The organism is Rhodophyticola sp. CCM32, from assembly GCF_004751985.1.
Taxonomy (GTDB): Bacteria; Pseudomonadota; Alphaproteobacteria; order Rhodobacterales; family Rhodobacteraceae; genus Rhodophyticola.
This window is the reverse complement of record NZ_CP038492.1, coordinates 1,278,032-1,291,711: the sequence shown is the minus strand read 5'-3', so window position 1 is coordinate 1,291,711 and position 13,680 is coordinate 1,278,032. Positions and strand designations below refer to the sequence as shown.

The following is a 13,680-nucleotide window of genomic DNA, read 5'->3' as shown; positions in this document are numbered from 1 at the left end:
TTTATCCTTTCTCCAGAACGGCCTCGGCGGCCTTGATCGCGGCCTCGGCATTGCCCGCATCGGCGCCGCCGCCCTGGGCCATATCGGGCCGTCCGCCGCCGCCCTTGCCCCCCAGTTCCGGCACCGCCGCGCGGACCAGATCAACCGCGCTGATCCGACCGGTCAGGTCATCGGTCACGCCCGCGGCCACCGCAGCCTTGCCGCCGGTATCCGCAATCAACAGCACCGCGCCCGATCCAAGACGGGCTTTGCGCGCGTCGATCAGCCCGGGAAGATCCTTTCCGGTCACGCCTTGCAGGTATTGCGCATGAAAGGCCACACCATTGACCACGCGCGCCTCGGGGTCGGCGGCCGAACTTCCGCCTGCCAGGGCCAGTTGCTTGCGCAGTTCCACCACTTCATGGCTCAGGTTCTTGCGGTCCTTCTGCAGGGCCGCCACCCGGTCCACAACCTCTGCCGCAGGCGATTTCAGCGCCAAAGCCACCTGGGCCAGACGATGCTCCTGGGTTGAGAGATAATCGAACGCCGCCGCCCCGGTCAGCGCTTCGATCCGCCGCACTCCGGCGCTGGACGCGCTGTCACCCAAAGTCACGAACAGCCCGATATCGCCGGTCTGACGCACATGGGTGCCGCCGCAAAGCTCGATTGAATAGGTCTGCCGGTCCGCCCCCTTGCCGGACCCGTCCAGCATGCCCATCGACACCACCCGCACCTCATCGCCGTATTTCTCGCCGAACAGGGCCTGCGCCCCCAGATCGCGGGCGGCATCCGGTGTCATGATCCGGGTTTCCACCGCCGCGTTCTGGCGGATAAAGGCGTTCACCTCTTCCTCCACCTGTTTCAGGTCCGCCGCGCTCAACGCTTTGGCATGGCTGAAATCAAACCGCAGCCGGTCGGGCGCATTCAGCGAGCCGCGCTGCGCCACATGATCGCCAAGCGCCCGGCGGAGCGCTTCATGCAACAAATGGGTGGCGGAGTGATTGGCGCGGATCATGCCGCGCCGCGCGCTGTCCACCTGCAATTCCGCCGCCTGATCCCGGGCAATCTCTCCCTCGGTGACCTGCACCATATGCACGATCAGATCGCCGATCTTTTTCGTATCGGTGATCTGGGCCAGACCGGTATCGGTTTTCAGGGTGCCGGTATCGCCGACCTGCCCGCCGGCCTCCCCGTAACACGGTGTCTGGTTCAGAAGGATCGCCGCTGTTTCACCGGATGTCGTGGTCTCAAATGCGGCCCCGTCACGCACCAGCGCCTGGATCTGACCTTCGGCCTTCTCGGTGTCATAACCCAGAAATTCCGTGGCCCCATGCGCCTCGGCCAGATCAAACCAGATCGCTGCATCCGCCGTCTCGCCCGAGCCGGACCAGGCCGCGCGCGCCTTGGCTTTCTGCGCCGTCATCGCCGCATCAAACCCGTCGGTATCCACCCCCCGGCCCTTTTCGCGCAGCGCATCCTGGGTCAGGTCCAGCGGAAACCCATAGGTGTCATAAAGCTTGAAGGCCGTTTTCCCCGGCAGATCCGCATCCGATGGCAGCGTGTCCAGCGCGTCATCCAGCAGGCGCAGCCCGCGGTCAAGCGTGGTGCGGAACCGGTCTTCCTCCAGCTTCAGGGTCTCGGTGATCAGCGCCTGCGCCCGGCCCAGTTCAGGATAGGCCTGGCCCATCTGGCCGACCAGGGCGGGCACCAGCCGGTGCATCAGCGTATCCTGCGCGCCCAGAAGATGCGCATGGCGCATCGCCCGGCGCATGATCCGGCGCAACACATAGCCCCGCCCCTCATTCGACGGCATCACCCCATCGGCAATCAGAAACGCGGTGGACCGCAGATGATCGGCAATCACCCGGTGATGCACGTTTTTCGGCCCGTCCGGGTCGACACTGGTCGCATGGGCCGAGGCCTCGATCAGGCTGCGCATCAGATCGGTGTCGTAATTGTCATGCTTGCCCTGCAACAACGCGCCGATCCGTTCCAGCCCCATGCCGGTGTCGATCGACTGCATCTCCAGCGGCACCATCGCGCCATCGGCAAATTGCTCATTCTGCATGAACACGATGTTCCAGATCTCGATGAACCGGTCGCCATCCTCCTCGGCGCTGCCTGGCGGGCCGCCCCAGATATGATCGCCATGGTCATAGAAAATCTCGGTACAGGGGCCGCAGGGGCCGGTTGGGCCCATCTGCCAGAAATTGTCATGGGTGGCGATGCGGATGATCCGGTCTTCGGGCACGCCGAGTTTTTTCCAGATATCAAACGCCTCGTCATCGGTGTGATAGACCGTGGCCAGCAACCGGGTCTTGTCGATGCCGAATTCCCGGGTGATCAGCTCCCAGGCATAGGGGATCGCGTCGTCCTTGAAATAATCGCCAAAGCTGAAATTTCCCAGCATTTCAAAGAAGGTATGGTGCCGCGCGGTATAGCCTACATTGTCCAGATCATTATGTTTGCCGCCCGCGCGCACACATTTCTGGCTGCTGGTCGCGCGGGTATAGTCGCGCTGTTCCAGCCCGGTGAACACATTCTTGAACTGCACCATGCCGGAATTGACAAACATCAATGTCGGATCATTGCGCGGCACAAGCGGAGAGCTGTCGACGATCTGATGCCCGTTGCGAGCGAAATAATCGAGGAATGTGCTGCGGATATCGTTCAGGCTGGCCATGGCGGGTGGTCTCTATGGGGCTTCGTGGAATGGCGTGTTGGACGGGTGTAGCGGCGCGTCACAAAACTGTCCACCGGACAAATGCGGGCAGCCCCATAGACAAAAAGGCGCGACCTGCGGCGCGCCTTTTGCGATTGTCCGGCCCCGCCCCGAACATGTGTCACATGCCGGGGCTGGTCATGATCCGTGATGATCCCGGGGGGCGCGCGCACGCGCGCGGCCGTGACCGGGGGTGCTCAATCCTCGATCATATCCTCATCGGCATCGGCTTTCACCTCTCCCGGAGCCATATCGAAATCCAGCCCATGGGCGGCGCGGATCTTGTCTTCGATTTCCAGCGCGATTGCGGGATTGTCCTTCAGGAACTGTTTGGCATTTTCCCGGCCCTGGCCGATCCGCTCATCCCCATAGGAAAACCAGGAGCCTGATTTTTCCACCACGCCAGCCTTGTTGCCCAGGTCCAGCAACTCCCCCATTTTCGAGATGCCCTCGCCATACATGATGTCGAACTCAACCTGCTTGAAGGGCGGCGCGACCTTGTTTTTCACCACTTTCACCCGGGTTGCGTTGCCCACCACTTCATCACGGTCCTTCAGCGCGCCGATCCGGCGAATATCGAGCCGGACAGAGGAATAGAATTTCAGGGCATTGCCGCCGGTTGTCGTCTCGGGCGAGCCGAACATGACGCCGATCTTCATGCGGATCTGGTTGATGAAGATCACCATGCAGTTGGACCGGCTGATCGAGCTGGTCAGCTTGCGCATGGCCTGGCTCATCAGGCGCGCATGCACACCAACCGAACTGTCCCCCATATCGCCCTCAAGCTCGGATTTCGGGGTCAGTGCGGCCACCGAATCGACCACCACCAGATTGACCGCGCCGGAACGCACCAGCGTATCGACGATTTCCAGCGCCTGTTCGCCTGTATCCGGCTGGCTGATCAGCAGTTCATCCAGATCGACCCCCAGTTTCCTGGCATATTGCGGGTCCAGCGCATGTTCGGCATCGACAAAGGCGCAGACCCCGCCTTTCTTCTGCTCTTCCGCCACCACATGCAGGGTCAATGTGGTTTTGCCCGAGCTTTCCGGGCCATAAATCTCCACAACCCGGCCTTTCGGCAAGCCGCCAATGCCAAGGGCAATATCCAGCCCCAGAGAGCCGGTGGAGGTGGCTTCGATATCCTGCAGGGCATTGTCGCCCCCCAGTTTCATGATGGAGCCTTTGCCGAACTGGCGTTCGATCTGGGCCAGGGCACTGTCCAGCGCCTTTTGCTTATCCGCGGATTTTCGGTCGGTCATGTCCAGAATGTTCGCCATTGCCATGTGTATTGATTCCTTATTTCATACCACCACAGGGGCGGCAATGATGCTCGTGTTCGCCTCTTGTTCTGCATTGGTGATGCGCACAAAAAGAGAACATTTCAAGTAAAATCTTGTGAAGCCCAGTTTTTCCTGTGAAGGGTTAAAGACAGGTTACGACTGGCTATGTTCGGCAAAGGTGCGGCTATGTTAATGTTTTGGAAGCAAAAACTGGTCCTCTTTGCGGTGCCGAAAACCGGCACCACCGCGTTGGAGACAGCCGCCCGGCCTTTTGCCAGCACAGCCATTCTGAACCCGCCGGGCATGAAACATGTATCTGTCCGCCGCTATCACAATAATTTATCGGGATTCTTCGAACAACGGGGCAGTCATCCCATGGAAAGCATGGCGATCATGCGCGAGCCGATTTCCTGGCTCGACAGCTGGTACCGGTATCGCCGGCGTCCGCAACTTTCCGGCCGGGAAAACTCGACCGAAGCGATCAGTTTCGAGGATTTCGTCACCGCCTGGCTGGAAGAGAGCCCGCCTGCTTTCGCCAATATCGGGTCTCAGGCCCGGTTTCTGCGCGGGGAAGACACGGCCTGCGGCGTCACCCATCTGTTCCGCTATGACCGGCTGGCAGATGCGGTGACATTCCTGGAGGGGCGGATCGGCGAAACCCTCACCCTGCCCCGTTCCAATATTTCTCCCAAAATACCGGTGCACCTGTCCTCGAAACTTGAAACCCGGTTGCGTGCAGAGCGGTCTGCGGATTTCGATCTTTGGGACTGGCTGTTGCAGCAGAAACCCTGACATGATGCAGCCCCGCAGGCCGTCATGCAGGCCGCTGGCACCCGAATATTGTCAATGTAGCTGGCGCTGCACCGTTGCGGTCAGATCAGACAGAGAGAAGGGTTTCGGCAGAAAGACCGAATTGGGGATTTCCTCGCTGGTCTTGTCCAGCGCATCTTCCGCATAGCCGGACACGAACACCACCTTGACGCCGGGCCGGTCTTTCAGCGCCTCGCGCACCCAGCTTGGGCCATCCATGCCCGGCATTACGACATCGGTCACAAACACATCAATGCTGAGCGAGGCATCGCGCAGTTTTTCAAGCGCCTCTTCCGCATTTTCCGCCTCAAGAACCGTGTACCCCCTCAACCGCAAGGCCCGCGATGCAAAGGCCCGGACCGGGGCCTCATCCTCAACCAGAAGCACCACACCATCCGCAGGTCCCGAAACCGGTCCCCCGGTTTCGGGCAGGGCGCCCGCCTGATCCGGTTGATCTGCGGGCGCCTCGGCACAGGACGGCTCGGATATGCCCGGTTTCGGCAAATCAGAATCAGGGGCTGCATCCTCTGACAGCCGGTCATGTGCCGGGCAATAGATCGTGAAGGTCGTTCCCTCTCCCAGAACACTGTCGGCAAAGATATATCCGCCGGTCTGCTTGATAATCCCATAGGCCATGGACAGGCCAAGCCCGGTTCCCTCCCCCACGACTTTGGTGGTGTAGAAGGGTTCAAAAATCCGGCGCAGCCTGTCTGCCGCGATGCCGGTGCCAGTATCCCTGACAGAGATTGAGACATAGTGACCTGGAGGCAGTTCGGCCTGGTCACGACGCATCGGTTCAGTCAGGCGGAGCATATGTGTCTCGACATGGACCGTGCCGCCTTCGGGCATCGCGTCACGGGCATTGACCACCAGATTCATCAAAACCTGATCCAGCTGCCGACGGTCGGCCCGGATCGGCAACAGCCCGGGATCATGGGACAGGTGCAGTTGAATCTTCTCTCCCACCAGCCGGTTCAGCAGATGGGTCAGATCGCCCATCGTGTCGCGCAGGTCGAGCAGTTCCGGCTGCAATGTCTGCTTGCGGGAAAATGCCAGCAACTGGCCGACCAGACTGGCCGCGCGGTTGGCATTCTGATTGATCTGCATCAGATCTCCATAATCCGGGTCGCCCTGGTCATGACGCAGAAGCAACAGGTCGCAATGCCCGGTGATGGCGGTCAGCAGATTGTTGAAATCATGGGCGATGCCACCGGCAAGCTCCCCGATGGCCTGCATCTTCTGGCTTTGCACGAATTGCTGCTCCAGCGTTTTCAACTCTGTCGCGTCATGCAGCACGGCCAGCAGCGAGGGGCCCTTGCTGGTGGCGATCCGCCCCAGTGTGATCTGCAGAAAACAATCCTTGTCGCGTCGTTTGGCGCGCACGACTTCCGGGCGATGCGGAATACGTTCTTCCAGCGTATCGCGCAGCCAGTCATCGACCGGTCGGCCAAGCCCTTCCACCAGATTTGACAAAAACGGCCCTTCGCCCTGGGTCAGGCCCAACAATGTCTGGGCATGCTGGTTGAAGGCCAGAACCTCCCCCTCGCGCCCGATATGAACCAGCGCCACCGGCAGGGCCTCAAACGCGCGGGCCGCCACCCCTTCATCACTGCCCCCGGCCATCCCGCCCGCAGGGATGACATAGATCTCGCGCCTGCCACCCCCGGCTCTGATCTCCACCGGGGTCACATCATATATACCAGCCTCGGTTTGCAGACTGCGCCGCTGGCCGGAGACCAGCGGCAATTGTGTGAAGATCTGCGACAGGCTGTGCGCCCGCCGCCCAAGCGTATCGCGCATCGCGTCATTCATCGACAGGATCGTATCATTCGGACTGACCACCATCATCGGCAGGGCGATATGATCCCCGCTGCGAGAGGCGCTTTCGACCGTTTCATCCAGCCGCCAAAGCGCCCCGGTGCTCACACGATGGGCTGTAAGCCGCACATTGGCCTTGCGCGTGACCACGGTTTCCCGCGCCATCCCGCTTCGGGCTAAAGTGGCTTCCTGCCGGAAAACCACCGCCGGGGCATTGGCCAGAACCCCGGAAAGGGCCCGCGACACGGGTTGCCCGACCCGAGACCCAAAGAGATCTGTTGCCGCCTGGTTCTGGGCCACCACACCACCGTGTTTATCGGTACATAAACAGGGCGCAGGATCGCGTTCAATCAGTGCAACCATGCGCCTCAGCACACGCCGTTCCCGTGTGCGGTGCAAAATCGCGATCAGCATGACAAGTCCTGTCAGGGCCAGGATCGAGCCTGCGGCTGCAAAGAATATCAGGGTCATAATCGGTGACGGCACAACCCAACCGGCAGCCGCACAAATGAGGGCCAGGGCGAAAAGCACCCGCGGCTGGTTTGGAGGCGTTTCCATAGGGACCGGCAAATCGCCAGTCACAACCGCCTGATCCGCCACAACCAACCTCCATTTCGATTCGTCATCGTCAATGTCGCAGGAAATTGCTTAAACAGGTCTTAATTCAGCGGCTTATTCCCGGCTCCCCATGGAATTTCTAGGCTGCGGGGCGGGTTTGCGTCAACTCAGCCATGAAAAACCCGTCCGAGGCCGTCAGCGGCGTGTCAACATGACGGGCGGTCTGCACCCAGCCTGATTGCCGGGCCAGAAACGCCTCTATCTGATCCTGATTTTCCGCGCGCAGCAAAGAACAGGTCATATAGACCAGCCGCCCGCCCGGCCGCACCAGCCCCGCCGCAAGCTGCAATATCTGCCTTTGCAGCGCCTGCAATTCTGCCAGCCTGTCCGGCGTCAGCCGCCATTTCGCCTCAGGATCGCGCCGCCATGTTCCGCTGCCGGAACAGGGCACATCGGTCAGCACAAGATCAAACGGATCGCCAGAGGGTAAGGCATCTGTCGTCTGCTGCATCAGCCGCACACCCGCCCGCGCGGCCCGGGCGGGCAGATCAGCCATGCGTTCAGGCCGGGCATCATGCACCGTGACCTCGGCATCGGACCGGGCGGCAATCGCCAAAGCCTTGCCACCCCCGCCGGCGCAATAATCCAGAATCCGGCCCTGACCGGGCCAATCCACGGCTGCGCAGGCGCGCTGGACCGAGAGATCCTGCAATTCCACCAGCCCCTCCAGATAGGCCGAGGCCTGCCGCAATTTGCGCTGGCCGGACAGAACCTCCAGCGCTGTCTCGCAGCCCTTCACCACCCGCGCCTCGATCATGGCTGAGGATAAGGCCGCAACAGCCTTGGCCCGCGATGTTTTGCGCTGATTGATGCGCAGGAAAACCGGCGCCCTCTGCCCCAACGCGGCGATCAGCGGGGGCAGGTCTGACCCGTATTGACTGGCCAGCGCAGGGTGCAACCAGTCCGGTATATCCAGAGACGGATCAGGCAGAAGATCGGGGGAAACGGCCTCGGCCCCCGTCAACGGGTCCGGCGCATAGCCCGCCCCGGTGAATATCTCTGCGGGGTCCTGCCCCGTCAGGCGCAGCAGCCCAAGCACAAACCCGCGCCCCGTCCCGCCCCCGCCAAGGGCCGCGCAACTGCCCTTGCGGCGCAGGATATCAAACAGATGATCGCGCACGGCTGCCCGGTCTTTGGAACCGGCATACCGTGCTCCCCGCGCCCATCCGGTCAGCGCCTTTTCCACCGGCATGCCGGCAAGCCAGAGATCAAGCACCGTAATCGCAGCGGCATACCGGGCTGCGGGGGTCATGTGAACACCTGAGGATCAGGCCGCAACATATCTATCCCAAACGATAATTCGGGCTTTCCCGTGTGATCTGCACATCATGGACATGGCTTTCCTTCAGCCCGGATCCGGTGATGCGGACAAACCGGCACCCTTCCCGCATCTCGGCCACGGTGGCGCTGCCGGTATAGCCCATCGCGGCCCGCAGCCCGCCCACCAGCTGATGCACCACCGCCCCGGCACTGCCCTTGTAAGGCACCTGCCCCTCAATCCCTTCGGGCACCAGTTTGTCGCTGGCCGCATCTTTCTGGAAATACCGGTCGGCAGAGCCCCGCGCCATCGCCCCAAGTGAGCCCATGCCGCGATAACTTTTAAAGCTACGCCCCTGATATAAAATGACTTCTCCGGGGCTTTCATCGGTCCCCGCGATCATGCTGCCAACCATGGCGCAATGGGCGCCCGCCGCGATCGCCTTGGCGAAATCACCGGAATATTTGATGCCGCCATCGGCAATCACCGGTGTCCCGGTCCGGGCCGCTGCCTCGGCGCAATCCATGATCGCGGTCAGTTGCGGCACGCCCACTCCGGCCACAATCCGCGTGGTGCAGATCGAGCCCGGCCCGATCCCCACTTTCACCCCATCGGCACCCGCCCCGATCAGGGCGCGTGTCGCTTCCCCCGTTGCCACATTGCCCGCAACCACCTGCACCGCATTGGACAGTTTCTTGACCCGTTCCACCGCATGGGCCACCCCTTCGGAATGCCCATGGGCAGTGTCGATCACGATCAGGTCGCAACCGGCCTCGACCAGTGCCTCGGACCGTTCATAGCCCGCATCCCCCACGGTCGTTGCCGCCGCCACCCTGAGCCGCCCCAACTCATCCTTGCAGGCATGGGGGTTCAACACCGCCTGTTCAATATCCTTGATCGTCAGAAGCCCGGTCAGCCGCCCTGCCTTGCTGACCACCAGCAGCTTCTCGATCCGCCGCGCCTGCATCAGGCTGCGGGCCTCGGCCAGATCGGCAGGTTCCTCCAGCATCGCCAGATTGTCCGAGGTCATCATCACCCGCACCGGCGTGGCCTCATCCGTGGCAAAGCGCATGTCACGATTGGTGACGATGCCCAGAACCCGGCCCGTATCGTCAACCACCGGAAACCCGGTGATCCGATACCGCTCCTGCAGGGCCTTGGCATCGGCCAGGGTCTGATCGGGGCTGAGCGTGATCGGATTATACACAACCCCGCTTTCAAACCGCTTCACCCGGCGCACCTCGCGGGCCTGCGCCTCGATATCCAGATTGCGATGGATCACCCCCATGCCGCCGGCCTGGGCCATGGCAATCGCCATCCGGGCCTCGGTCACCGTATCCATGGCGGAACTGAGCAGCGGAATGTTCAAAGCGATCGACGCGGTCACCTGGGTCCGCGTATCCGCCGTGCTGGGCAACACGTTTGATGCGCCGGGAACCAGCAGAACATCATCAAAGGTAAGCGCCTCACGAATCTCCATAACGGCCTCCAGCGGGAGTTTCAGTTGGCATGTTGCTATCTCATGGGGCGGGCCCGAGGGGAAGCCCTAAATCTGGTAGGCACGGCACTATTCCGTCATCGCCCCCCTGAACCCGGTCGCCACCACGAATTTCTCGGAACTGTCCGCCCGGCTGGCCCCCGGTTTCACATTCGCAACCTTGGTGAAATGCTGTTTCAGCCGTTTCTGCAATGCGCCCTCGGCGCCCCCGGCCAGTACCTTGGCCACAAAGGTCCCGCCCTCCTCCAGCACGTCAAACGCCAGTTCCGCGGCCGCCTCGCAAAGCGCGATGATCCGCAAATGATCGGTCTGCTTATGGCCCGAGGCCGAGGCCGCCATATCGCTCATCACCACATCGGCCCGGCCAGCCAGCCAGCCCTTCACCTGATCATCCGCCCCGTCTTCCATGAAATCCAGCAGATGGATCTCCGCACCTGCAATCGGCTCCACCTCCTGCAGATCCAGCCCGATCACCCGGCCCACCGCCTTGCCCGATTTCTCGCCAAGCGCATTCACCCGGCCCACCGCCACCTGACACCAGCCACCCGGCGCACAGCCCAGATCGACCACCCGCGCGCCCGGCACCAGAAAGCGGTACCTGTCATCCAGCTCGGATATCTTGAACGCCGCGCGCCCGCGATATCCCTCGGCCTGGGCCCGCTTCACATACGGGTCGTTCAACTGCCGCTCCAGCCACAGGGTCGAGCTTAGCTTGCGCCCCCGCGCGGTCTTCACCTTGACCCGTAAATCGCGCTGCCCGCGCCCGCTTGTGCCCTTCGCCATGCCTTGCTTATGGTCCTTCGTTTCTCTGCTTGATAAATATCCCCGCCGGAGGCGTCGCGGCCGAGGAGCGCCCCGCATGGGGCCGACGAGGCCGCGCACCCCTTCTATAAGGGCCCATCCTCCAACACGCCATCCGAAGACATCTGCGCATATAACAGCCCCTCGCGCAGTCCCCGGTCGGCCACGCTCAACCGGTCCGTGGGCCAGACCCTGAGCAGGGCCTGCAAAATCGCCGAGCCCGACATGATCAGGGTCTGCCGGTCGCGCCCGATCCGCGGGTCGCGCCGCCGCCCTTCAGGGCCCAGACCCAGATAGCCCTGAATAACCGTGTCGATCTGGTCCGAGGTCATCCGCAACCCATCCACCTTGTTGCGATCATAGCGCCGCAGCCCCAGATGGCTGGCCGCAACCGTGGTCACCGTGCCGCTGGTGCCGATGATCTGAAACCCCTCGCGGGCCTGATCGGCCGCATCCGCATAGGGGGAAAACTCTGCCAGCTGCTCTTCAAAAAACCAACTCATCAGGGCAAAGCGGGCAGAATCATCGGCCACATCGGCATACATGTCCTTCAGGGTCGCGACCCCAAGCGGTACGGAAATCCAGTCCACCACCTTGGCGCGGGGGAACACCGTGTCTTCCTGATCGAACCCCTGATGCAGCCGCATGATCGCGCGGGGCCGTTCCAGCGACGGCACCCGGGCAAGATCGATCCAGACCAGTTCGGTGGAGCCGCCACCGATATCGACCACCAGCAATTGCTCGGTCCGGGTCGAGACCAGCGGCGCGCAGGACACAACCGCCAGCCGGGCTTCCTCCTCCGGCTGAATGATCTCCAGTTCCAGCCCGGTATCGCGTTTCACCACATTGATGAAATCGCCCGCATTGCTGGCCCGCCGGCAGGCCTCGGTCGCCACCAGCCGGGCGCGGCGCACATCATGTTGCCCCAGTTTCCGCTGGCAAATCTTCAACGCGCCCACCGCGCGGGCCATGGAACTGCGCGACAGCCGCCCCGAGGCTTCCAGCCCCTGACCAAGCTGTACGGATTTCGAAAAGGAATCCACCACATGCAACTGGTTGCCCTTGGGCTGTGCGATCAGCATGCGGCAGGAATTTGTGCCCAGATCCAGCGCGGCATAGAGATCCGCAGGATCGGGGCGGGTGTCAGCTTTCCGGCCCCGGTCGCCCGACGCGGGCGGGATCGGTGTCACCGGCCCGAAAGGCCTGGGAAACGGGGCGCCACCACGGGGGTGTTTGCCTGACATCAGCCCCTCCAAATCAAAGTCATGTAAATGTAACCTTCCGGGCGCAATCCCACAATGCTGTTCCTGAACGCCCGCCCCCGGGCTTTGGCTAAAGCGTTTTGCGTTTTATATGAGGCAGTCCCATCGAAAACCGCGTTCGAGCCGAAGGCGAGAGGCAGCGGTTTTCGGTAAAGATCAAATGCAAACCGCTATAAGCTCAAGATGATCATGAGAATTTTGAGGGTCCGCCCCGGTGGCCGGGCGGCCATGAAACTTCTATGACGGTCACCGGGGTCGTTCCGGCCCCAATTGATGTCGAAAACAGGCTGAAGACCCGGCGCGCGCGCTTCTATGGTGACCGGCAGCAACAGAGGATTCGCATATGCCCGCAGTCACCATCGTCTACTGGCGTGATATCCCGGCCCAGATCATCGTGGGCAAGGGCCGGCGCGGGTCGAAAGCCCCCCTGCCCGAACGGTTTGAGCAAGCCATCGACCGCTGCGCGATGAAAGTCGGCGCCAAAGACGATGATGCCTATCTGGCGGACTGGCGCAAAGCCGAAGCTTTCGAGGTTGAGGGCGAACCCGATGAGATTGCCCGAACCCAGGCCGAGGCCCTGGATCGCAGCTATGATCAGGCGCGTCTGAAAACCCTGATTGCCAATGACGGATGGGACAGCGGCAAAGCCGCCTGATCCATGATTTCAGGCTCGACATCACTATGGGAGAACATAATGGCCCTGCTGAATTTCAAACGCCCCGCCCCCCCGCCGCAAACGGCCAATCCCGCGGTTGAGGCTTTCCTGCAGGGCTATTCGATCGAGGTGATCCCGCGCACCGCAGAGAAGGTGGAGGATTTCCGCACCCTGCTGCCCGAAGGCACCCGGGTCTATATCGCCCATATCGAGGGAACACCGATTGACGATATGGTGGCCACTGCCGCGCGGCTTGTCGGTGATGGCTACCGGGTCATGCCGCATTTCCCGGCGCGGATCATCAGGGACCGCGCCACGCTGGCCGACTGGATCGCGCGCTATCAGGGCGAGGCCGGGGTGACCCAGGCCCTGTTGCTGGCCGGTGGCCCCGCCACCCCCGCAGGTGATTTCGACAGTTCCATGCAACTGATGGAAACCGGACTGTTCGACAAGGCGGGGTTCACCCATCTGCATGTGGCCGGCCACCCGGAAGGCAACCGCGATATCGACCCGGGTGGCGGCGATGCCATGGTGATGCAGGCGCTGCGCTGGAAACAGGATTTCGCGGCGCGCAGCGATGCGGATATGGCCATCGCCACCCAGTTCGCCTTTGAGGCGGATCCGATCATCGCCTGGGCCGACCGTCTGGCTGCCGAGGGCATTCGCCTGCCGATCCATATCGGCATCGCAGGCCCGGCCAGGTTGCAAACCCTGATCGGCTTTGCCATCGCCTGCGGTGTCGGCCCCTCGCTGGACGTGTTGCAAAAACGCGCCAGGGATGTCACCAAACTGCTGCTGCCATTCGAGCCGACGGAGATCATCACCAGGCTGGCCACCCACAAGGCGGCAAACCCCGATTTCAACATCGAGTCCGTCCATTTCTTTCCGCTTGGCGGGATAAAGAAAAGCGCGCAATGGGCCATCGACAATGGCGGCGCCTCCACCCGTCCGGCGCAGACCTGACCTCTGCCCCTATCGA

At 62.2% G+C, this 13,680-nt stretch carries 10 protein-coding genes; 3 read left to right on the top strand and 7 right to left on the bottom strand.

Features of this window, described 5'->3' with window-relative positions; genetic code table 11:
• Nucleotide 1: 1 nt before the first annotated feature.
• Together alaS and recA are read right to left on the bottom strand one after the other, a co-directional pair.
• Nucleotides 2–2,662 carry an alanine--tRNA ligase gene (alaS, locus tag E2K80_RS06310; protein WP_135373787.1) on the bottom strand — a complete coding sequence of 887 codons (2,661 nt, stop codon included), beginning with the start codon at nucleotides 2,660–2,662 and terminating at the stop codon, nucleotides 2–4.
• Nucleotides 2,663–2,898: 236 nt separating this feature from the next.
• Nucleotides 2,899–3,984 carry a recombinase RecA gene (recA, locus tag E2K80_RS06305; protein WP_210405432.1) on the bottom strand — a complete coding sequence of 362 codons (1,086 nt, stop codon included), beginning with the start codon at nucleotides 3,982–3,984 and terminating at the stop codon, nucleotides 2,899–2,901.
• A gap of 189 nt (nucleotides 3,985–4,173) precedes the next feature.
• On the opposite strand from recA, the gene E2K80_RS06300 reads away from it, so the two are divergent.
• A complete protein-coding gene (locus E2K80_RS06300; protein WP_238475669.1) occupies nucleotides 4,174–4,773 on the top strand; it encodes a gamma-glutamyl kinase in 600 nt (199 codons plus the stop codon).
• Between the two features lie 51 nt (nucleotides 4,774–4,824).
• Here E2K80_RS06300 and E2K80_RS06295 read toward each other — a convergent pair whose 3' ends face one another.
• The 5 genes from E2K80_RS06295 to E2K80_RS06275 form a co-directional block, all read right to left on the bottom strand.
• On the bottom strand, nucleotides 4,825–7,080 hold the full coding sequence (locus tag E2K80_RS06295) for a hybrid sensor histidine kinase/response regulator (protein ID WP_238475668.1): 2,256 nt from the start codon (nucleotides 7,078–7,080) through the stop codon (nucleotides 4,825–4,827).
• 226 nt (nucleotides 7,081–7,306) lie between these two features.
• On the bottom strand, nucleotides 7,307–8,479 hold the full coding sequence (locus E2K80_RS06290; protein ID WP_135373781.1) for an RsmB/NOP family class I SAM-dependent RNA methyltransferase: 1,173 nt from the start codon (nucleotides 8,477–8,479) through the stop codon (nucleotides 7,307–7,309).
• Nucleotides 8,480–8,510: 31 nt separating this feature from the next.
• Nucleotides 8,511–9,965, bottom strand: a complete 1,455-nt coding sequence (gene guaB / locus E2K80_RS06285; protein WP_135373779.1) for an IMP dehydrogenase — start codon at nucleotides 9,963–9,965, stop codon at nucleotides 8,511–8,513.
• Nucleotides 9,966–10,052: 87 nt separating this feature from the next.
• Complete coding sequence (locus E2K80_RS06280; protein WP_135373777.1) at nucleotides 10,053–10,766, bottom strand: RlmE family RNA methyltransferase; 714 nt, start codon at nucleotides 10,764–10,766, stop codon at nucleotides 10,053–10,055.
• A 104-nt stretch (nucleotides 10,767–10,870) separates the two neighbouring features.
• Nucleotides 10,871–12,028 carry a Ppx/GppA phosphatase family protein gene (locus E2K80_RS06275; RefSeq protein ID WP_135373775.1) on the bottom strand — a complete coding sequence of 386 codons (1,158 nt, stop codon included), beginning with the start codon at nucleotides 12,026–12,028 and terminating at the stop codon, nucleotides 10,871–10,873.
• Between the two features lie 361 nt (nucleotides 12,029–12,389).
• Between E2K80_RS06275 and E2K80_RS06270 the strand changes: the two genes are divergently transcribed.
• On the top strand, nucleotides 12,390–12,701 hold the full coding sequence (locus E2K80_RS06270) for a virulence factor (RefSeq protein ID WP_135373774.1): 312 nt from the start codon (nucleotides 12,390–12,392) through the stop codon (nucleotides 12,699–12,701).
• Nucleotides 12,702–12,740: 39 nt separating this feature from the next.
• The gene (locus tag E2K80_RS06265; RefSeq protein ID WP_135373772.1) at nucleotides 12,741–13,664 is read left to right on the top strand and encodes a methylenetetrahydrofolate reductase; all 924 of its coding nucleotides are present in this window, start codon (nucleotides 12,741–12,743) and stop codon (nucleotides 13,662–13,664) included.
• Nucleotides 13,665–13,680: the final 16 nt, after the last annotated feature.